The following is a 20,624-nucleotide window of genomic DNA, read 5'->3' on the forward strand; positions in this document are numbered from 1 at the left end:
GCTTGAATAATATTGTTTTTAGTAATATAATTGGAAATGAAATGAGAATAGGTGATGGGGTTCGCCTTTAAACGCATTTATGCTGATGACTCCTGCAATGAATCGACAATACGATTCGTTGCAGGATTTTTTTGTGTAAAATTGAATATTAAGTAAAAAACCGGGAGGTATGAAATGAAGGCAAGGGATATTATGAACACAAATTTAGTGGTTGTTAGAAGGGATGATGGAATAAAGAAATTGGTGGATGTTTTACTGGCTAATGGCTTGAGTGGAGTACCTGTAGTGGACTCTAAAGAAAGGGTAATAGGAATTGTCACAGAGGCGGATGTTATAAACAAGGAAATGAAGGCAAGGATGTTCAGCGCAAAGAATTTGGTTAAGCTTCTCAATATCTGGAAGGAACGCGAAAAAGAGAACAGTGTCGGAGACATCATGTCGGAAGACGTTTTTACTGTAAGCGAAGATACAGATTTGTTCGATTTGATAGAAGTTGTGATCGAAATGAAAATAAACAGAATCCCAGTTGTGGATACTGACGGAAGGCTGGTTGGAATTATAACGAGAGGTGACCTGCTCAGGGGACTTCGGTCAATCGAGGGTTAGCGATTTGATGCGAATAGCTGAAACACTGCAAAAAAAATTAAAGCGCTATGTGAAAGGGATGATTTTGAATGGCTTTGAGCCTGAGTTTAATTTTACTGTTGGGACTGACGTTTAACAAGATTTTTGAAAAGATGAAGCTGCCCGGACTTTTAGGCATGTTGATTCTTGGAATTGCAATAGGTCCGTATGGGCTGGATATTATAAGCAAGGACATTTTAAGAATATCATCTGATCTGAGAAAGATTGCTCTTGTGGTGATACTTCTGCGTGCTGGCCTGGGAATCAAAAGAGAAACGCTTAATAAAATCGGAGTACCTGCTCTAAAGATGAGTTGCATCCCTGGATTGTGCGAAGGCTTTGCCATAATGTTTGCAGCAAGCTTTCTTTTGGGGATACCGAAATTAGAAGCAGGTATGCTCGGATTTATAATAGCGGCCGTATCTCCGGCTGTTATAGTGCCTAAAATGCTGGATTTCATAAATCGCAGGAAGGGACATGAGAAAGGCATACCCACTTTGATTCTCGCAGGCGCTTCAATAGATGACGTATTTGCGATTACTTTGTTTTCAACCTTTCTGGGCATGTACGGCGGAGAGAATGTGAATATTGCTGTGAAAATTTTTGAGATTCCGCTGTCTATACTCTTAGGCATGTTGCTGGGTGCAGTAATAGGCATTGTAATGGTATATATGTTCAAGAAGTATCATATTCGTGACACTAAGAAAACACTCATATTGCTGGGTGTGGCTATAATAATGACGGCTTTGGAAGACTCACTTAAGGACATCGTGCCGATAGCGAGCCTGCTTGGCGTGATGACAGTGGGCTTTGTCCTGCTTGAGAAGGATTCCATCGTTGCGCACAGACTTTCAGAGAAATTCAACAATATCTGGGTGTTTGCCGAACTCGTACTTTTTGTACTGGTGGGAGCCCAGGTTAACATACATGTTGCGCTTGACTCTGGATTTGTAGGTTTGATTGTGATATTGATAGGACTTACAGCAAGAAGTATTGGAGTTTTCATTTCGGTAGCTGGAACAAGTTTCAATTTTAAAGAAAAACTATTTTGTGTAATAGCCTATGTGCCAAAAGCTACGGTTCAGGCAGCGATAGGAGCAGTTCCGCTTGTGGCAGGAGTTAAATCAGGAGAAATAATATTAGCTATAGCGGTTATGGCGATTATGATAACCGCACCCCTTGGTGATTTGGGCGTGAAGCTGGCTGGAGAAAAGTGGCTCATAGCTGATGCTGATAACTAAAATATCGGTAAAAATGTGGTTTTGAACTGGTAAATTCATATTCTTGGAAAGCTCTACTCAAATATGAGTGGAGTTTTTATTTTTATGGGTATAGTATAGCTATAAAATCGAAACAGGAGGATATGCAGATGAAAGAAAGCAGATTAATTAAAGTCGCAGTTACATTCATAATATTGTTTGCTATTTCGGCCGGTATACTGCTGTATTATGGATCTAAGAGCTTTAAGCAGGAAATTGACAGCATGCAGATTAAGAATATAGAAATATCAAGAATTGAGGATGGTGTTTATGTAGGCGAGTATTTTCCTACTATATACGTAGGTGCAAAGGTCGAGGTTGCGGTAGAATACGGCAACATAACCAGCATAAGATTAATTGAGCATAGATACGGCAGGGGTAAAGAAGCTGAAGCGATAACAGATAGGGTTATAAGCGCTCAGAGTCTTGAGGTTGATACAGTTACGGGCGCAACGGTAAGCAGCAAGGTTATACTAAAGGCGATAGACAATGCGCTGTCCCAGGCTGACTAGATTAATCAGGCTTCATGAAACATTAAAATACATAATAATTTTCACTAGTTCAAAGGAGGGTTTTAAATGACTTATTCACCAAAGTTATCATCGGCATTCAACGACACTAAAAACCGCAGCACCTACATTTCACCTCAGTCGGGGATGTGCTCCTTCTGTACGGAAGAATGCGCAGGCACCTGTGAAATATGTCTGGCGGCTGTTATTGGGGCTCAAGCTGTCTATCCCACGAACACGGGAGCCAATCAGGTCGCTTCAGAAAAGGACTACCCCATAGATTACTCCCACTTCAACATCAATGGTAGAGTTTTCGGGGCTGTGGGCGCCAATGCGACATACGAAGAGGCCAATATATTCAATGTCAAGATAGCCGGGGAGTTTGGGAAATTCAACAAGGTGAAGCTGGCAATGCCGTTGCTTTTGCCTGCCCTGATTAAAATGAACTGGGAGGACTACTTCGGCGGTGCTGCCATGGCAGGCGTTTGCTGCGTTATCGGAGAGGATGCGAGAAACAAGGACCCCGAGCTGCAAATCAAAGACGGCAAGATTGTTCATTTTCCGGCTCTTAAAAACATGCTGGACGCATTCCGCAAGTACTACCGCGGCTATGGGCAAATAATAGTGCAGTGCAACATAGAGGATGACATGCTTGGTGTGCCTGAATATGCAATCAAAGTGCAAGGCGCCGAGGCCATTGAATTGAAGTTCGGGCAGGGAGCAAAGGGAACACAGCCGGTCATCCGATTGAAGGACAGGGAAGAGGCGCTTAAAAAGCAGGAACTGGGCGGGTTGATATTCCCAGACCCTAGCGCTCCTGAGGTTATTAAGGCTTATGAGGATGGCGTGTGTCCTAATTTCTACTATTATTCAAGACTGCCTCTGTGGGATGAGGAGTATCTTGTGCCTCGAATAGAGGAGCTAAGAAACATGGGAGCTAAAAACATATACTTTAAAATGGCAGGATACGATCCTGTTGATTTGGAAAAGGTAATCCGTCTGGCCAGCAAAGCAGGTGTGGATATGGTTACATTTGACGGCGCCGGAGGCGGAAGCGGATACAGTCCATGCAAGATGATGAACGAATGGTCGTTGCCGACTGTTGCTATGGAGGATGCAGTCTGCAGAATTGTGGAACGATTGAAGAAAGAAGGACTATGGATTCCGGCTATAACCATGACAGGAGGATTTGCCTCAGAAGACCAGGTGTTCAAGGCTCTAGCCTATGGAGACGGGGATGTAACCGCTATAGGTCTTGGGCGAGCGGCAATGGCAGCGGCAATGAGCGGCAAAAAAATAGGAGAAATGATCAAATCGGGCAATGTTCCTGAAAACTTGAAGAAGTACGGAAGCACAATAGAAGAAATTTACGGCGACCTTGCGGACTTGCGCGCCATCTACGGAAAAGAGGCCAATGACTTTTCGCCAGGAGCCATCGGAGTATTCTCATATTTGAACAAGCTTGCCTTTGGAGTAAAGCATTTTGCCGCACTAAATCGAAAATTCGACATATCATATTTGGACAAAACCGACCTGATACCGTTGACAAGAGAAGCACGGGACCTGATTAAGGGCAGATGGTTTGAGTAGTAGGAAATAAATAATTAAATGATATAAAAAGGTGGGATTGCTATGCAATCCCACCTTTTATATTTGATATATTTAGAGAAAGATAGCCGGTTGGTCAAGTAACGCAAAAAACTGCTTATCATTATACTCTAGAGTGATATAATATAAATAACAGTCAGACCAGGCTGCTTGAGTATGGAAATCAACAATAACATCAGGAAACGGATGTGTTAGAATATGGATTGTTGCTTTTACAAGTCAATTTTAGATAATTCTCCTATGGGATACGCCTATCACAGAATAATATGCGATGAGTCTGGCGTTCCGACAGACTACGAATTCATAGAGGTTAATCCGGCTTTTGAAAAACTGACTGGTTTAATGTCAAAAGATATAGTTGGCAAAAAAGTTACAGAAGTTATCCCCGACATACGAAACTCTGATTTTGACTTTATAAAGTACTACGGAGGGATAGCGCTTTACGGCGGATGCGAGGAGATCGATCAATTTTCTGAGCCTTTAAGGCGCTGGTACAGGGTTAAGGTGTTTTCTCCTGAAAAAAATTATTTTGTAACGTGCATAAGCGACATATCTAAGGAAATGCAGAAGATCAAAGAACTGGACAGTTTTTTTTCTATAAACATCGACCTGCTGTGCATAGCAGATTTGGATGGTACCTTGTTAAAAGTGAACAAGGAATGGGAATACGCTCTAGGATATTCGGTTGAAGAGCTGGAAGGCAGCAAATTCCTGGAACTTGTGCACCCCGAAGACGTAGCTGCGACGCTCGAAGCAATGTCTCAGCTGAGCAACCAAAATACGGTGCTCAACTTCATAAACAGATACAGGCGAAGGGACGGAGAATACCGCTATATAGAATGGCGCTCTAAGCCTCATGGCAGGGTTGTGTATGCGGCTGCAAGGGACATTACCGCCAGGATAATGTCTGAGGTTGAGCTTGTTGATAAACAAAAACAGCTCGAAGAGGCCAATCATATGCTCAAATTGGTGCTGGACACAGTGCCTATAGGTATATTCTGGAAGAATTCCAAGCTGGAGTATCTTGGCTGCAATAGGGTGTTTTCAAGTATAGCGGGCCTTAAGGATGCATCAGAAATTGTGGGCCTTGATGACTTGAAAATCAGTTGGAGCGAGGGCCTGGGTGAGGTCTATCGCCATGAAGACAGGGATATAATTGCAAGCGGGGAGTCAAAGCTTAACTATGAGGTGTTTTTAAGAGAATATTCGGGAGAAGAAAGATGGATACGCAAGAACAAGGTGCCAATAACTGACAGAAGTAATGTTAATATTGGAATACTAGGTACATACGAGGATATAACTGAGAAAAAGCGCGCTGAAGAAGCTTTAAGGGAAAGTGAGAGAAAATACAGGCAGATGGCGGAGGAACTGGAGAAGCTGGCCAACTACGACAAGCTGACGAAGCTCCCGAACAGGAGGCTGTTCTTCGAGCGGCTCAAGCATGGCATAAGAGAGGCCAAAAGGGACAGGAGCGGATTTGCCCTTATGTTTGTAGATCTTGACGGCTTCAAGAGCATAAATGACAATTATGGACACGAAGCTGGAGACGATCTTCTTAAGGAGGTTGGAAGAAGGCTTTCAGCCTGCGTAAGAGAATCCGACACAGTTGCAAGGATTGGGGGAGACGAGTTCACTGTAATTGCCAGAAGCGTCGCAGCAAGGCATGACGCCGCCATGGTGGCTCACAAGATAATAAAAAAGCTGGAGAAGCCATTCAAATTGAAGGAACAAATTTGCAGCATTGGAGCTTCTGTAGGCATCGCTCTTTATCCCGAAAACGGTTTTGATTCGGAGAGTCTGCTGAAGAACTCCGACAGGGCAATGTATGAGATTAAGCGTAGTCAGAAGGGCACATACTGCTTTTTCGATCAAATCAGGGAGAATGCATAAAGTGCACTCGTGAAAGAATAAAAGTGTTTTTAGAATAATTCAGGGACGGTTTCCCGCGTTTAGTTTGGCGCGGAGGAGCCGTCCCTTGTGCTATTTGCATAGCTGTAGTTGTTTAAGGAACCATGTTTAAATCGGGTCTGCTTCTTTATATGTAAGCTGTTTTAGGCGATGTTCGCACATATGCGATGTGCCTTCAAGCCTATATTCAATTCCAAGATTTTTGTATTTTTCAGCTCCCAGTTTGTGATAAGGTAGGAATTCAACTTTTTCAAGCCTTGGAAACTTGCCGGCAAAGGCCTCCACATTTTTTATGTGCTCATTGGTGTCTGTAATTCCCGGCACTATGACACTTCTTATCCAAACCTTTGAATCAGAGGCTTTAAGTACTTTTGAAAAATCCAGCATTTTATCCATGCTTCCCTGAGTGAGATTTTTATACGACACTACGTCAGAGTGCTTCATGTCCAGGATTACAAGGTCTGTATACTCAAGGATTTCCTCATACATGCCAAGTCCGTGGCCTGACGTGTCGAGCGCTGTGTGTAAACCTGCATTATTACAAAGTTTAAGCAGTTCAAGCAGGAATTTAGGCTGTAAAAGCGGCTCGCCTCCAGAGCAGGTAAGTCCTCCGCCGGATTTGTCGAAATATGGCTTGTATTTTCTGATCTTTTCGAAAAGCTCCTGAGGAGAAAGCTCGCTGCCCCCGTCTATGTCCCACGTGTCCGGATTGTGGCAGTATGAGCACCTTAAGGGGCATCCCTGGAAGAATGCCACAAATCTAATGCCGGGGCCATCGAGAAGCCCCATAGTTTCAATAGAATGTATCTTTCCTTTCATCAATCTACATAGTTTCATGGAAGGTCCTCTTTATTACCTCGAGTTGCTGATCTCTGGTGAGCCTGTTGAAGTTAACGGCGTATCCCGAAACCCTTATTGTAAGGTTAGGGTAGTCATGAGGATTGGCCATGGCATCCATCAGCATGTCCCTGTCCATTACGTTTACGTTTAGATGATGGGCTCCCTGAGAAAAATACCCGTCTAGTATTGAAACAAGGTTGCCGATTCGAACGTCCATGTCGCTCCCAAGAGCCTTGGGTACTACGGAGAATGTGTTCGACACACCGTCCTGGCAGACCCCGGAGTAGGGAAGCTTAGCGACGGAATTGAGCGATGCCAGGGCTCCAGATATGTCTCTGCAGTGCATCGGATTGGCTCCCGGCGCGAAGGCTTCGCCGCTCCTTCTTCCGTCCGGAGTTGAACCGGTTTTTTTGCCATATACGACATTTGAAGTTATCGTAAGCACTGAAAGAGTGTGCTTTGAGTTCCTGTAGGCTTTGTGCCTTTTGAGACAGGCGGAGAACTTTTCGGCGATTTCAACCGCTATTGAATCCACCTTGTCGTCGTCGTTGCCGTATTTTGGGAAATCTCCATTTATTTCGAATTCAACGCACAGCCCATTTTTCCTGACGGCTCTTACTCTGGCGTGCTTTATGGCGCTTAGCGAATCGGCTGCCACGGAAAGGCCTGCAACCCCGAACGCCATGAGACGCTCCACGTCGGTGTCATGGAGTGCCATGAGTCCGGCCTCGTATGCGTACTTGTCGTGCATGTAGTGTATTATGTTCATTGTATTTGAGTAAAGCTGCGCCACCTTTTCAAGAACGCTGTAAAATCTAGTTTTTACATCCTCGTAGGAGAGCATATCGCCATCAGCCGGTTCAATACCTTCGATGACCTTCTTGCCGCTGATTTCATCGACACCGCCGTTTATTGCGTACAGCAGAGCCTTTGCAAGGTTGCATCTGGCGCCGAAAAACTGCATCTGCTTGCCCATTTGCATAGCCGAAACACAGCATGCTATTCCGTAGTCATCGCCGTATATGGGCCTCATAAGATCATCGTTTTCGTATTGCAGGGCGCCAGTTTGTATGGATATTTTGGCGCAGTATTTCTTGAAGCCTTCAGGGAGGTATTCTGACCAGAGCACTGTCATGTTAGGTTCCGGAGAAGGCCCCAGATTAGTCAGCGTATGGAGGAATCTGAAGGAGGTTTTAGTCACGAGAGTCCTTCCATCAACACTCATTCCGCCTATTGACTCGGTTATCCAGTTTGGGTCGCCCGCAAATAGATTGTTGTATTCGGGAGTTCTAAGGTGTCTTGCCATCCTTAGCTTGATTACCAGCTGGTCTACAAGCTCCTGTGCCTGTTCTTCGCTCAGTATGTCCTTACGCATATCTCGCTCTATATATATGTCCAGGAAAGTGCTTACCCGTCCAAGTGACATTGCTGCGCCGTTGTTTTCCTTTATTCCTGCAAGATACGCAAAATACAGATGCTGCACAGCCTCTTGTGCATTTGCGGCTGGTTTGGACATGTCGTATCCGTACGATGCGGCCATGTCTTTAATCTTTGAAAGAGCCCTTATCTGCTCGGAAAGCTCTTCCCTTATCCTTATATGCTCTTCGTTCATTTCGCCACAGGCAGATTCAAGATCCGCCTTTTTGCTCTCTATGAGCATGTCAATGCCGTAAAGGGCTGCTCTCCTGTAGTCTCCAATTATCCTTCCTCTTCCATATGAATCGGGAAGGCCGGTTAGGAGTCCTGCGCTCCGTACCTTTCTCATTTCAGTTGTATATGCATCGAAAACGCCCTGGTTGTGGGTCTTTCTGTATTTGCTGAATATCTCTTCGGTCTGTTTATTCATTTTGTAGCCATAACTTTCGAGTGCAGACTTTGCTGTTCTGATGCCTCCGAAGGGATTAAGTATGCGCTTTAATGGCATGTCTGTCTGTAAGCCGAATATCACCTCATTTTCAACGTCTATATAGCCGGGTTTGAAGCTGTCTATGCCAGATATATTTTCCGTATCAACGTCGAGAACCCCTTTTTCCAGCTCCTGTGAAAGAAGAGACTTGCACTTTCCCCAAACTTGAACTGTCCTTTTGCTCGGACCCGCAAGAAACTCTGAATTTCCTTTGTAGGATGAGAAGTTAGTCTGTATGAAGTCGCGAACATTTATCTCGTTGGACCAAACTCCGTTTTTAAAACCTTCCCAATACATCTTGAACATGAAAAAACCTCCTCGACATTTTGTGTGTCCAGGAGGCAAAAAATAGGTACAAAAACTAAACGCCGCCTGGACATTAGGGTGCCCAGACGGTCGGCTTATATGAGGATGCGCACTCCCTGTGGTTTATTCCACTTTTCCGCCAGTCATGCGCTCCTTGAATTACATGTTGTATACACATATAATACTCAAGGCTTACCAATATGTCAACAGGCTAAATAATAGTTCGTGTATTCTGTAGAGTATGATTACTAGCAATGAAGCGAAAATATTTTATCAGAAGAAAAATTATTTTCTGAAAATATATTTACAAAGTAATGCATGAGTAGTATTATGAAATCAGCGCTAGATTCAGATTGAATTTTCGGAAAATTCAATCCTCAAACAATCTTTTGTACAAGAGGGGAATTTAAATGTCACTAAGCGGTTTAAATGAAAAGCAGCAGCTTTTCGAAATCTATAAAAAGTTCATAGATTTCCTTGGAGATTTTCTGGGAAGCGACTACGAGCTTGTGCTACACGATACAGACAACGTTGAAAATTCAATAGTCTATATAAAGAATAGCTTCTCGGCAAGGAAGATAGGCGGATCGATAACGGAGCTTGGCCTTAGATTCATCAAGGAAAAGACATACGAGGGCGAGAACTACTGCGTCAATTACTCTAGCAAGCTTGCTGACGGAAGAACAATAAGGTCTGCCACGTATTTTATAAAGGACAGCAGCGGCAAGCTTGCAGGACTGCTGTGCATAAATGTGGATGTCACTAAGGCTATGCTTTTTGATGACTACATCCAGGAGTTTATAAAGGGCCAAAGGACTCTGCCGCCTATAAAGGATACGCAGCAGCCATATACAAAGGGAAGTTCCTCTCAGACACTAAGCGACTCCATAGAGGATGTAGCCCAGGAGATGATTAACGGAGTAATATCCGGATTTGGAATCCCGGTGGAGAGAATGTCCCTTGACGAGAAGAAGGAAGCCATAAGCCAGCTTGACGGCAAGGGGCTTTTCCTTATAAAGGGGAGCGTCAAGTCTGTATCAGCAAGGCTTCAAGTGTCAGAGGCCACTGTATACAGGAGCATAAGCTCTGCCAAATAAAAAGGCCCATACAAAGAATTGAAAAAATTTTATGTTTTTTCAGTCGGAGGTTTTTTTAAGCCATTGATGCCAAATATTAATAAATATAGAAATATATTCAAGGAGGCGAGGTAATACAATGTTAGAGATTCGCTGGCACGGAAGAGGAGGGCAAGGAGCAAAGACAGCATCACTGCTGCTTGCAGACGTTGCTTTCAACACAGGCAAGTACGTTCAGGGATTTCCGGAGTACGGCCCTGAGAGGATGGGTGCACCGATAACTGCATACAACAGGATTAGCGACGAGAAGATAACTATACACTCGAACATATACGAGCCTGATTTTGTTGTCGTAGTGGATGAGTCGCTGCTTGAGCCTGTCGACGTTACAAAGGGCATAAAGGAAGGCGGCGCTATACTCATAAACACTGACAAGAACGCCGAGGAGATAAAAAATTCGCTCAAGGGATTTAATGGCACGATATATACGATAGACGCAAGGGCGATATCCGAAAAGTGCCTTGGAAGGTATTTTCCTAACACCCCTATGCTTGCAGCTGCTGTCAAGATATGCGGCATAATGGAGGATGAAGCCTTCCTCAGAGAGATGCAGGGCTCCTTTGAGCACAAATTCGCATCGAAGCCCGAAGTGATAGAGGGCAACATGAACGCACTCAAAATGGCGATAGCGGAGGTGGGCAAATAATGAAAAAAATGCCTGAAATAAACGAGTCAATAAACTGGAAGGAAATAACACCAGGTGGAACTGTTTACGAGGCCGCATATTCGCTCAAGTTCAAGACTGGCGACTGGAGAAGCATTAAGCCGGTATTCAATGAGGAAAAGTGCAAGCAGTGTCTGCTTTGCGCACCTGTATGTCCGGATTGCTCAATACCGGTTGTAGCCGGAAAAAGGCTTGATTTCAACTATGATTACTGCAAGGGCTGCGGCATTTGCGCAAAGGCGTGCCCTTTCGATGCCATAGAAATAGTAAAGGATGAAAAGTAGGAGGTGCTGGTATGGCTATAAGAGACAGATTATCAGGAAATGAGGCAGTTGCGATTGCCATGAGACAGATAAATCCCGATGTATTTCCAGCTTTTCCAATAACGCCTTCGACGGAGATACCGCAGTTTTTCTCGCAGTATGTGGCGGACGGAAAGGTTGCCACCGAGTTCATAACTGTGGAATCGGAGCACAGCGCCATGTCGGCCTGCATAGGAGCCCAGTCAGCTGGAGCAAGATCTATGACTGCGACTTCATCTGCGGGATTTGCCTACATGTGGGAGGTGCTCTATGTTGCAGCTTCGTGCAGGCTTCCTATAACGCTGGCCTGTGTAAACAGGGCGCTCACAGGACCTATAAACATCAACTGCGACCACTCGGACGCAATGGGCGCAAGGGATGCAGGCTGGATACAAATATACAGCGAAAACAACCAGGAAGCTTATGATAACTTCATACAGGCTGTAAGGATTGGCGAGCACGCTGACGTTCAGCTTCCTGTAATGGTTTGCCAGGACGGCTTCATAACAAGCCACGCCGTTGAAAACATAGAGCTCATAGAGGACGAAAAGGTCAAGGCATTCGTGGGAGAGTACGAACCAGAGGAATATCTTTTGAACGCCGCTCAGCCTATAGCTGTTGGGCCTTACGACTCTTCCGCCTACTATATAGAGCACAAGAGGAACCAGGCGGAGGGCATGATAAAGGCAAAAGACGTTATACTTCAGGTGGCAAAAGAGTTCAAGGATATGTCAGGAAGGGAATATGGCCTTTTCGAGGAGTACAGACTTGACGATGCCGAGCTGGTAATAGTAGTTATCAACTCGACAGCTGGCACAGCAAAGGCCGCGATTGACAGCCTTAGAAAGATTGGAGTAAAGGCTGGACTTTTAAAGATAAGGGTATTCAGGCCGTTCCCTATGCAGGAGATTGCAAAGGCGCTTTCAGGCAAGAAGGCAGTAGCTGTCATGGACAGATGCGAGGGCTTCTCGGCAGCAGGCGGACCGCTATTTGCAGAAATCAGGTCAGCGCTATATGATGCGAGCGACAGGCCTATGGCTGTAAACTACATATACGGTCTTGGCGGAAGAGACGTTACTACTGGAGACATCGAAAAGGTATATTCTGACCTTGCGGATATGGCCACATCAGGTGAAGCAGGCGAAACTTACAGATACTTAGGCGTTAGGGAATAGGGGGTGCCGATATGGCTTACAATTTCAAGGAAGTAATGAGCAAGCCCGATAGGTTCAACGGCGGACACAGGATGTGCGCAGGCTGCGGAGCGCCGCTGGCAGTAAGAGGAGTCCTAAGGGCCGTAAAGGAAGAGGACAAGGCTGTGATAGGCTGCGCTACAGGATGTCTCGAGGTGTCATCGTTTGTGTATCCATACACAGCGTGGAGCGACTCGTTCATACACACCGCGTTCGAGAATGCCAGCGCCATGACAGGTGGAGTGGAGGGCGCATACAACGTGCTAAAGAGAAAGGGCAAGATAAAGGATACATTCAAGTTCATAACATTCGGCGGAGACGGCGGCACATATGACATAGGATTCCAGTCACTTTCGGGAGCAATGGAAAGAGGGCATGACATGGTTTATGTATGCTACGACAACGGAGCCTACATGAACACGGGGATACAAAGATCATCGGCGACTCCTAAGTATGCGGACACGACAACGACTCCTGCAGGCAGCGAAATACAGGGTAAGCAGCAGTTCAAGAAGAATCTTACCGACATAATGGTGGAGCACAACATACCTTACGCTGCTCAGACAACATTCATAGGCAACTTCAAGGACCTGCATGAGAAGTCCGAAAAGGCCATATATAAGAAGGGTCCGGCTTTCCTCAACGTACTGGCTCCTTGTCCTAGAGGCTGGAGGTACGAGACAGAGGACCTTATGGAGATGTGCAAGCTGGCAGTGGACACATGCTTTTGGCCGCTTTTCGAGGTTGAGGACGGTAATTGGACTCTTTCCTACGAGCCAAAGACAAAGCTTCCAATAGAGGATTTTTTAAGACCGCAGGGAAGGTTCAAGCACCTATTCAAGAAGGGCAACGAGCACATGATAGAGGAGCTTCAGAGGGAAGTCGACAGGAAGTGGGCCAAGCTTCTTGACAAGTGCAACGCAAAGTAGGCTTGGAAAGCATGCAAGGACATAATTTCAAACTATTTTACAAAAGGCGGGGAAATTTGCTCTAGTCAGCATTCCCGCCTTTTGATGGTTTCAGGCATATTTTTTAAATGAAAACCTACCCTTTTACCGAACCCTGTGTCAAGCCTAAAATTAGTGACTTTCTGAATACTATGGCCACGACAGCAGGCGGAAGAAGGGCCAATATTCCGGCAGCTGCGGTAACGCCATACTGAATCAAATCCTTGGATGTGAAATCGGCCACAATCATGCTCAAAGGTTTCGTATCCAGTGATGAAGCAAGTATAAGAGGTATTTGGTACTGGTTCCATGTCATTAAAAATATCATGAGTACTATTGCGAAAATAATTGCAATGGAATTAGGCAGTATGATGACAAAAAAAACCTTTATACGCCCGCAGCCATCCAGGAATGCCGCTTCATCAAGCTCACTTGGAATTGTGTTCATATAGTTTGACAGCACCCATGTTACCATAGGCAGAAAGGACGAGACGTATACAAGCGAAAGCCAGAATATGTTGTCTAGTATCCCAAACTCCGCAAACATGGCATACAAGGGAATAATAGTTGTGAAAACAGGTATTACAATAGTAATGAGCAGCGCCATGCGTATAGCTCTCTTGTATTTGAAATCAAAGCGTGACAATGCGTAGGCAGTCATAAGTGATACGGGAAGACCGACAAGAAGTGTCATGGAGACCGCCTTCATAGAGTTCCCTAGCCCTGTCAGAAACGTTTTTCCCTGCCTTGAACTAAAATCCAGGAGCTGAATATAATTCTCGAATGTGGGGTTTTCGGGCAGAAAGCGTGTGGTGTTTCCGAACATCTCGCTTTCTGGGCTTATACTTACGGTGAAGCACCACAATATGGGACCTAGTGTGAACAAAAGGAACATGACTATGACAAAGCCATAGACTAATTTTTTAAAGGATAGTTTCATGACTTGCCACCTCCGAAATGCAGGCTGCGGATATAGAAATAGCCGAAGACTCCTGAAGCAATCATTATAATATAGGTAATCGCGCTGCCGTATCCGAAATTCATAAATGAGAAGGTCTCTGTATAGTTGTATATCAAAAGTGGTTGCCCCATGTTCCTGAATCCCACCAATGCGGCTATTTCATCAAACACATTTATAGAGCTCATGGTTAGATTTGTCAAAGCAATAGCCACCGAGGGCATAAGGTGGGGCATTGTTATATATAGAAAAGTCTTTCTGCTGTTTGCCCCGTCCACCTTCGCCGCATCGTAAACCTCCTGCGGTATTGATTGCATGTTTGCCAGAAAAACTATGGCGCAAAACGGAATGGTGCGCCACGCCACAATTAGGCCGACGATTAGAAGTGTTCCAAATCTGGTGTTGAGCCATCTTACAGGCTCGTCGATTAAATCCAGGTTGTAGAGCAGCTTGTTCAGGAAGCCTTGGCCCGGGTAAAATATGAACTTCCACACTACGCCGTTTACAACGGGAGGAAGCGCCCAGGGTATGACTGCAACTGCTGTAAGCAGACCGCTCAGTCTAGTCTTGCCGTAAAGTATTAGAGCTACGACTATGCTTGAAAAAAGCCCCACTATGAGCACAATTCCCATTATTAAAAGAGTGTTAACAATGGCATAATGGAAGGCGGGGCTCCTTAGGACAGCGGCATAATTTTCAAATCCTATGAAACCTACTTTGTCGGGCTCGGTCAGCTTGTACCGCTGAAGGCTGAAAATAAAGGTTCTGATAATAGGATAAAACACCAGTCCAAGCATAATAATGGCCATTGGCATCAAAAAACCCAAGGCCTTTTGGACATCTCGCTGCATAAAAGCCTCCTTGACATGTCAAAGAGGAAGGTTTCCCTTCCTCGATGTTGTTCAGTATTTATTCGGTTTATTGTTTAGCCAAGCTGGTCACTTTTGCATTCATTTCCTCAAAGGCTTGCTCAGGTGTCAATTGGCCTAGTGCCATTTTGTTGACAGCATTATATATTGCTGAGCTCATTTCGGCATAGTATTTTGGCACTCCTGTAGGGAATGGCGACTGTATAAGCTTGGATGTTTCAAGCATAGCTCCTGTGTTTTTCATCTTTCCAGTGTCTATAAGCTCCTTAAGCACGGTTGTTCTTGTAGGTATGGCGCTTTGCTCGTCATACATTTTAGCTTGCATTTGCTTTGATGTGTACCATTTTACGAAAACCTCGGCAGCTTCCTTGTTTTCTGAATACTTAGTAACACCTATGCCTTCAACAAGGGCCATTGTTTGCGTAGCTTTTTCGGTTCCGCCAGGAGGCACAATTGGCATTATTTTTCCTACTACCTTGGATTCCTTTTCATCATTGGCTCTTCCCACAAAGGAAGTTGGGCCAACCATGAACGCTGCTTCGCCGTTTGTAAGCTGACGATACGTGTCGATATCTTTAGTTGTAGTGTTAACAGGATTGATCAGGCCCTGCTTGATCATGCTGTCAACGAATTCCAAGGTTTTCATTACATTTTCCTTGTTAAGTGTATTATCGTCGTTGAATACCTTGCCGTCTCTCAGGTATGTCAGCCAAATCATAGATGTAGTAGTTCCCTCTCCTGCTGTTAGAGGCAATGTATACGGATTTGCTAGCAGGTTTTGATCCTTTATTGCTTTCATCTGAGCGGCTACGTCGTCCCATGTCTTAGGTTCTGTTAGGCCGGCTTTTTCGTAGATTTCAGTGTTGTAGTATCCGATTCTGAAATCGTTGGCGTAAGGAATGCCCAGAATCTTGCCATCAACGGTGAATGAAGACAAACTCGGGATGTCGTCTATATCCTCTTGAGTCAGAGTAATAGGCTCAAGCCATCCCGCGCTGGAGAATTCCCCAACCCAAGACCAGTCAACCTCGATTACATCGGCAGGCGCTTTTTTGCCCGCGGCGGCAACGGCTATCTTGTCGCGTATGTCGTCCCATGCAACGGTTTCCACGTTTACAGTAATGCCTGTTTCAGCTGTAAACTCGTCGAGCATCTCCTGAGAAGGAACACCCCACTCCGGAATCATGAACGTTATTTCCGAGCCTTCCAGAGGCTTTGCCGCCTCCTCCTGCTTCTTGCCGCATGCCGCTAAAGAAACGGTGAGCACAAGAATCATTGCGATACTCAATATTCTTTTCATTTTTTTCATCATAATAATTCCTCCCAAGCTAGATTTTATGAATAAATGCCATTGCAGAGCAACGACAGTTTATTTCCATTATAGTGTCTTTTCACGCCAGATAATGCCGCAGCCGGCGCCGAGTTTGTTGAAGCTGCCAAGGACCTTCCTCTGGAGGCTTGTTTCCTGGGGATAGTCCTTCTTGTACCTGTACCTTTTAAAGTAGATATACTTAATTGCCATATCCTTGTCGGTTGCTTCACCTATAAGCTGGAACCTGGCGGCAAAATCCAGTATGTTGCTGGTGGGGGCAAGAAAGGCCTCATTTCCCGGATAGAGCATCCACGAGTTGCAGGTGTAAGCCACGAAGTCATGCCCTGGAAAATGCTCCGCAAAAAAGCTCTCGGCCCTTTGAAAGGAGCTGTCGACAGCGTCTCTGGAAAAATCCACACCCCTTCTAATGTGGACGTTGAGTGTTGGAACGCCCTCGGGTATCAATTCAGATACTCCTTCAATATACTTTATGCCCTTCCATTTCACATATTTCATGTCAGTTATTTCAAACTGCAGCGCTCCCAGCTTGAATATTTTAAGCTGGTATATTCTTTTAAGCCACATAATGTCTTCGTCGGACAATCCCAGCTTGCCATGCATCATTTTGTAAAGCCTTTGCCGCAGTGTCACATCCGAAAGAGTGTCAAGTATCACATTCTCTGGCAGCCCTTTCTCCTTGTACGTATCCGACAGCTCAACCATTTTGAATATGAGGATCATAAGTTTCGTATGGGGTTTCCTCTTTTTAATAGGATCGCTGTCGTCGTCAAGAATGTATGCTTCTTTAGCAGCTTTGGAAATATAGCCATAATGGGCAGGTATATATTTTAAAGCATCATGCTTTGCCTCCACATCAAAGTCTAACTGTGATAATATGCTGTTCAGCTTGAACATGAATTCATTTTTTGTCATAGATTTCACCTGCCTGAGTAATAGATTTACAATAATGGAAAGATGTTGTGCTATTGGTTATATGACTAATAGATAATTATACATATCTATCGCCAAAACACAACAATCATAAGAAATTACAATAGATATGAAAATTGTCATAGAAAAAGCATATTAATCTCAATGGAAATAAAGTACATTGACTTGAATTATTCATACCCGGAGCGTATTTGAGCCGGAATCGCTTCTGATTGGGCGGCATTATATATAGAAAAAAATTATAATATTAGTTTAATTCATAATATAATTCTATGTTTTAATTATTTAAATGTCAGTGGGTATAATATTTTTAGCATATGCAATTGCAGTCTGTGCATGCGAAGGCGAAGTCTCCTTATATAAAGGAACTGACTATGCCCGGAATTATCGGAATTATTTGAAATTAAAAAAGTAAAAGGCGGTGGTAGAAAATGAAAAATTATTTAGGCGGCAAGTGGGGAATTGTTGTTGTTGGACTAATTATCGGAATTTTAGCATCTTTACTTCAGTTTTGGGGGAATCCGGGAAACATGGGGATTTGTGTAGCCTGCTTTGAGAGGGACATCGCGGGAGCTCTTGGCCTGCACAGGGCGGCAGTAGTTCAGTATATGCGCCCAGAGATTATCGGTTTTGTCTTGGGCTCGTTCATCGCGGCCAACATGTTCAAGGAGTTTAAAGCTCGCATGGGCTCAGCTCCAATAGTGAGATTCGTGCTTGGTATTTTTGCAATGATTGGCGCCCTTATTTTTCTTGGCTGCCCATGGAGAGCGCTGCTTCGCCTTGCGGGCGGTGATTGGAATGCTATATTGGGTCTCATCGGTCTCGCTTTTGGAATATGGATTGGAACGAGATTTTTACAAAGCGGATACAGTCTTGGCCGTAACTATAAAACATATAAGTCGGCAGGATGGATTATGCCTTTGACTATGCTGGGATTCCTGGCAATATTGCTCTTTGACCCTCAAGTAGCAGGAGCGGATAAAGGTAAGCTTTTATTCTATAGCATAGAGGGACCAGGCTCAATGCATGCGCCCTTGCTCATAGCCCTTGCAATAGGCTTGCTAGTTGGGTTCCTGGCTCAAAGAACTCGCTTTTGTACAATGGGAGCCATCAGAGATCTAATTCTATTCAAGGATGCCCACCTCTTTAAAGGTGTTGCGGCATTAGTTGTTGCAGCTTTTGCAGCAAATCTGGCGCTTAACCAGTTCCACCCTGGATTCACTGAGCAGCCTGTAGCTCACACCATGCATCTGTGGAATTTTGCTGGAATGGCTCTTGCCGGTCTTGCTTTTGTATTGGCAGGAGGTTGCCCTGGAAGACAGCTTTTCCTTGCTGGAGAAGGCGATGGTGACGCTGCAGTGTTTGTATGGGGTATGATTACCGGAGCGGCTTTAGCGCATAACTTTGGATTGGCAAGTTCTCCGGCCGGAGCTACACCATATGGTATGGTAGCAGTAATCATAGGGTTTATAGTGTGCCTGTTTATTGGATTTACTATGAGAGAAAAGATAAGTTAATTATTTAAGCAGCATATGGGAGGGTATAGAAATGGATGAAAGAATTATTGATGCGAGAGGGCTTTCGTGTCCGCAGCCTGTGATACTGACTATAAATGCAATGAAGAAGCTAGGTAGTGGTGAACTGACTATTCTGGTAGATACGGACACAGCAAAGGGAAATGTTAGCCGCGCCGCAAAAGCTCAGGGATGGGAGGTCAAAAATATCCAATCTGAAGGGGATGCTTACAGAGTGATATTAATAAAAGCATAATATTTGATACTGATATTATAGGAAAGGAGGAAACCTATGTTTAATTTCTTCAAGAAAAAAACTAAAAGCGAACCAGAGATGGTAAAACAAGATCGCGGAATACTCGTTTTTGCAAATACCAGCGAAGTGATAAAGGCTGAGAATGCATTAAAAAATGCAGGATGGGAGATAAGGGTTATGGGCCCGCCGCCAGAGATACGCAGCGGGTGCGACCTTGTAATAGAGTTTCCTCTTATTGAAGAAATGTCTATAGTAAGAAGGCTTTCGGAAATCAATCTCAAACCCACGCAAATAGTACCTGTTACCAGTGTTTTGTTAGAGCCTGTAAGCCTCTGCCAAGAGAAGGAATTTGGGAAATACATTATGGTAAGGGCGGCAAACATGAAAATAACTGTGGACAGGGAAACTTTGCTTATAGTAAACATATCCGGAGGTGGTTGCCCGGATGTGCCGTATTTGGCAGAGCAGATGGTAAGCAAGCATTTAAGCGACGCACCGCAGCCGCGTGATATCGGCTATACTCTCTGCGCTTACGCTCTTCAGATTGCATACGAAAGGGTGAAGGAAATATGTTTGGCATAATAGGAGCTATTCCAAATGAGAAATTCCCGCTTATAGCTGGAACGGTTTTGTTGGAAAAAGACCGTCTGGTTATTGGAGACGAGAATTGCGCAATAAGCCGTGGTACGCCGGCAATGATAGCAGCGGCTGTCGAAACACTTAAGTATCTTGGCAAGCCAAGTCCCTTTTGTTTTCTGGTTGGAGACATCGGCAATGGGAAAGGCTGCATTCGTCTTTATAAGCATTTAGCAGAGCATCTTCCTGAAACTGCTTATGCTACACTGACGTTCCACTATTTTCAGCCTTATGTAGTTTCGTTTCAGCAGGTTATGGATGCTATCAATACAATGAGCGTCCGTCCAACCTTGATTGCCGATGCCGGATTCATGTACGTTGCAAAAATGAGCGGCCTGGCAACTTCCTTTGATCTGTTCACGCCGGATGCGGGTGAGCTTGCATATCTGGCTGACGAGGAAGCCCCGCATCCTTTCTATACACGCGGATTCATATTGGATGAAAAGAATTACGTACCCGATCTTATAGAAAGAGCGTATCTTCATAACAACGCTTCGCACTATCTCCTGGTCAAAGGGGAAACCGATTATATTGCAAACAGGGATGGAATAATTTCAATAGTAAACAATCCCGTCGAAGAGGTACTTGAAGCCATAGGCGGCACCGGAGATACTCTGACTGGAATTGTTTCAGCATTGATAGCCTCGGGCATGGAAATAAGCTCGGCAGCGACGATGGCTGCCAGGGTTAATAGACTTGCAGGATGCCTTGCAAAGCCAACGCCGGCAACTCAAATAATTGATATAATAAGGCACATTCCGCAAGCTCTTGAAGAAGTATTGGGCAAAGAAGATTTGCAAGGTCTTTAGCGTACAATATAATCCGGGTTGTTGAATTTAAAAAATCCTGACGACAATAGGCTGTCAGGATTTTTTTTTGAAAATTGCAATTATAATTATAACGGTTAATTGTAATAGTAAGTTGAA

At 44.6% G+C, this 20,624-nt stretch carries 20 protein-coding genes and 2 riboswitches; of the genes, 14 read left to right on the plus strand and 6 right to left on the minus strand.

What is annotated here, in order from left to right:
* Nucleotides 1–41 precede the first annotated feature (41 nt).
* Nucleotides 42–102: riboswitch (Fluoride riboswitch) on the plus strand.
* Between the two features lie 90 nt (nucleotides 103–192).
* From EAL2_RS12715 to EAL2_RS14950, 5 genes are all read left to right on the plus strand, one after another.
* Nucleotides 193–606: a CBS domain-containing protein gene (locus tag EAL2_RS12715; protein WP_207641156.1), complete on the plus strand. Its 414-nt coding sequence runs from the start codon at nucleotides 193–195 to the stop codon at nucleotides 604–606.
* A gap of 68 nt (nucleotides 607–674) precedes the next feature.
* Nucleotides 675–1,865, plus strand: coding sequence for a cation:proton antiporter (locus EAL2_RS12720; protein WP_025436737.1), 1,191 nt, complete (start codon nucleotides 675–677; stop codon nucleotides 1,863–1,865).
* A 128-nt stretch (nucleotides 1,866–1,993) separates the two neighbouring features.
* Nucleotides 1,994–2,395: an FMN-binding protein gene (locus tag EAL2_RS12725; protein WP_041693217.1), complete on the plus strand. Its 402-nt coding sequence runs from the start codon at nucleotides 1,994–1,996 to the stop codon at nucleotides 2,393–2,395.
* Between the two features lie 66 nt (nucleotides 2,396–2,461).
* Nucleotides 2,462–3,982: a glutamate synthase-related protein gene (locus EAL2_RS12730; RefSeq protein WP_025436739.1), complete on the plus strand. Its 1,521-nt coding sequence runs from the start codon at nucleotides 2,462–2,464 to the stop codon at nucleotides 3,980–3,982.
* Between the two features lie 216 nt (nucleotides 3,983–4,198).
* Entirely contained in the window at nucleotides 4,199–5,890 is a 1,692-nt protein-coding gene (locus tag EAL2_RS14950) for a diguanylate cyclase domain-containing protein (RefSeq protein ID WP_025436740.1), read from the plus strand.
* Nucleotides 5,891–6,016: 126 nt separating this feature from the next.
* On the opposite strand, the gene pflA is transcribed toward EAL2_RS14950, so the two are convergent.
* On the minus strand, nucleotides 6,017–6,745 hold the full coding sequence (gene pflA, locus EAL2_RS12740; RefSeq protein WP_242842537.1) for a pyruvate formate-lyase-activating protein: 729 nt from the start codon (nucleotides 6,743–6,745) through the stop codon (nucleotides 6,017–6,019).
* Nucleotides 6,732–8,960 (minus strand): formate C-acetyltransferase, encoded by a 2,229-nt coding sequence (pflB, locus tag EAL2_RS12745; RefSeq protein ID WP_025436742.1) that lies wholly within the window; start codon nucleotides 8,958–8,960, stop codon nucleotides 6,732–6,734. Before pflB ends, pflA begins: the two co-directional genes overlap by 14 nt.
* A 73-nt stretch (nucleotides 8,961–9,033) precedes the next feature.
* A riboswitch (ZMP/ZTP riboswitch) is annotated at nucleotides 9,034–9,117 on the minus strand.
* A gap of 253 nt (nucleotides 9,118–9,370) precedes the next feature.
* On the opposite strand from pflB, the gene EAL2_RS12750 reads away from it, so the two are divergent.
* The 5 genes from EAL2_RS12750 to EAL2_RS12770 all read left to right on the plus strand — a co-directional run bounded on the left by EAL2_RS12750 (nucleotide 9,371) and on the right by EAL2_RS12770 (nucleotide 13,184).
* Nucleotides 9,371–10,057: a helix-turn-helix transcriptional regulator gene (locus tag EAL2_RS12750; RefSeq protein ID WP_025436743.1), complete on the plus strand. Its 687-nt coding sequence runs from the start codon at nucleotides 9,371–9,373 to the stop codon at nucleotides 10,055–10,057.
* Between the two features lie 118 nt (nucleotides 10,058–10,175).
* On the plus strand, nucleotides 10,176–10,742 hold the full coding sequence (locus tag EAL2_RS12755) for a 2-oxoacid:acceptor oxidoreductase family protein (protein WP_025436744.1): 567 nt from the start codon (nucleotides 10,176–10,178) through the stop codon (nucleotides 10,740–10,742).
* The gene (locus EAL2_RS12760) at nucleotides 10,742–11,044 is read left to right on the plus strand and encodes a 4Fe-4S binding protein (RefSeq protein WP_025436745.1); all 303 of its coding nucleotides are present in this window, start codon (nucleotides 10,742–10,744) and stop codon (nucleotides 11,042–11,044) included. The genes EAL2_RS12755 and EAL2_RS12760 overlap by 1 nt, the downstream gene beginning before the upstream one ends.
* A gap of 11 nt (nucleotides 11,045–11,055) precedes the next feature.
* The gene (locus EAL2_RS12765) at nucleotides 11,056–12,237 is read left to right on the plus strand and encodes a pyruvate ferredoxin oxidoreductase (RefSeq protein WP_025436746.1); all 1,182 of its coding nucleotides are present in this window, start codon (nucleotides 11,056–11,058) and stop codon (nucleotides 12,235–12,237) included.
* Between the two features lie 11 nt (nucleotides 12,238–12,248).
* Nucleotides 12,249–13,184, plus strand: coding sequence for a thiamine pyrophosphate-dependent enzyme (locus tag EAL2_RS12770; protein WP_025436747.1), 936 nt, complete (start codon nucleotides 12,249–12,251; stop codon nucleotides 13,182–13,184).
* 115 nt (nucleotides 13,185–13,299) lie between these two features.
* Here EAL2_RS12770 and EAL2_RS12775 read toward each other — a convergent pair whose 3' ends face one another.
* The 4 genes from EAL2_RS12775 to EAL2_RS12790 form a co-directional block, all read right to left on the minus strand.
* Nucleotides 13,300–14,142, minus strand: a complete 843-nt coding sequence (locus EAL2_RS12775; RefSeq protein ID WP_025436748.1) for a carbohydrate ABC transporter permease — start codon at nucleotides 14,140–14,142, stop codon at nucleotides 13,300–13,302.
* Entirely contained in the window at nucleotides 14,139–15,011 is an 873-nt protein-coding gene (locus EAL2_RS12780; RefSeq protein ID WP_025436749.1) for a carbohydrate ABC transporter permease, read from the minus strand. Before EAL2_RS12780 ends, EAL2_RS12775 begins: the two co-directional genes overlap by 4 nt.
* Before the next feature lie 67 nt (nucleotides 15,012–15,078).
* Entirely contained in the window at nucleotides 15,079–16,341 is a 1,263-nt protein-coding gene (locus EAL2_RS12785; protein WP_322787257.1) for an ABC transporter substrate-binding protein, read from the minus strand.
* A gap of 66 nt (nucleotides 16,342–16,407) precedes the next feature.
* On the minus strand, nucleotides 16,408–17,274 hold the full coding sequence (locus tag EAL2_RS12790) for an acyltransferase domain-containing protein (RefSeq protein WP_025436751.1): 867 nt from the start codon (nucleotides 17,272–17,274) through the stop codon (nucleotides 16,408–16,410).
* 449 nt (nucleotides 17,275–17,723) lie between these two features.
* On the opposite strand from EAL2_RS12790, the gene yedE reads away from it, so the two are divergent.
* From yedE to EAL2_RS12810, 4 genes are read left to right on the plus strand one after another with little or no spacing between them, the layout of a single operon-like run.
* A complete protein-coding gene (gene yedE / locus EAL2_RS12795) occupies nucleotides 17,724–18,809 on the plus strand; it encodes a YedE family putative selenium transporter (RefSeq protein ID WP_025436752.1) in 1,086 nt (361 codons plus the stop codon).
* A gap of 31 nt (nucleotides 18,810–18,840) precedes the next feature.
* On the plus strand, nucleotides 18,841–19,062 hold the full coding sequence (locus EAL2_RS12800) for a sulfurtransferase TusA family protein (RefSeq protein WP_025436753.1): 222 nt from the start codon (nucleotides 18,841–18,843) through the stop codon (nucleotides 19,060–19,062).
* A 36-nt stretch (nucleotides 19,063–19,098) separates the two neighbouring features.
* Nucleotides 19,099–19,644, plus strand: a complete 546-nt coding sequence (locus EAL2_RS12805) for a DUF3343 domain-containing protein (protein WP_025436754.1) — start codon at nucleotides 19,099–19,101, stop codon at nucleotides 19,642–19,644.
* Nucleotides 19,632–20,507: an NAD(P)H-hydrate dehydratase gene (locus EAL2_RS12810; RefSeq protein WP_025436755.1), complete on the plus strand. Its 876-nt coding sequence runs from the start codon at nucleotides 19,632–19,634 to the stop codon at nucleotides 20,505–20,507. Before EAL2_RS12805 ends, EAL2_RS12810 begins: the two co-directional genes overlap by 13 nt.
* The last annotated feature ends 117 nt before the right edge of the window (nucleotides 20,508–20,624 follow it).

It is taken from the genome of Peptoclostridium acidaminophilum DSM 3953 (assembly GCF_000597865.1).
Taxonomy (GTDB): Bacteria; Bacillota; Clostridia; order Peptostreptococcales; family Peptostreptococcaceae; genus Peptoclostridium_A; species Peptoclostridium_A acidaminophilum.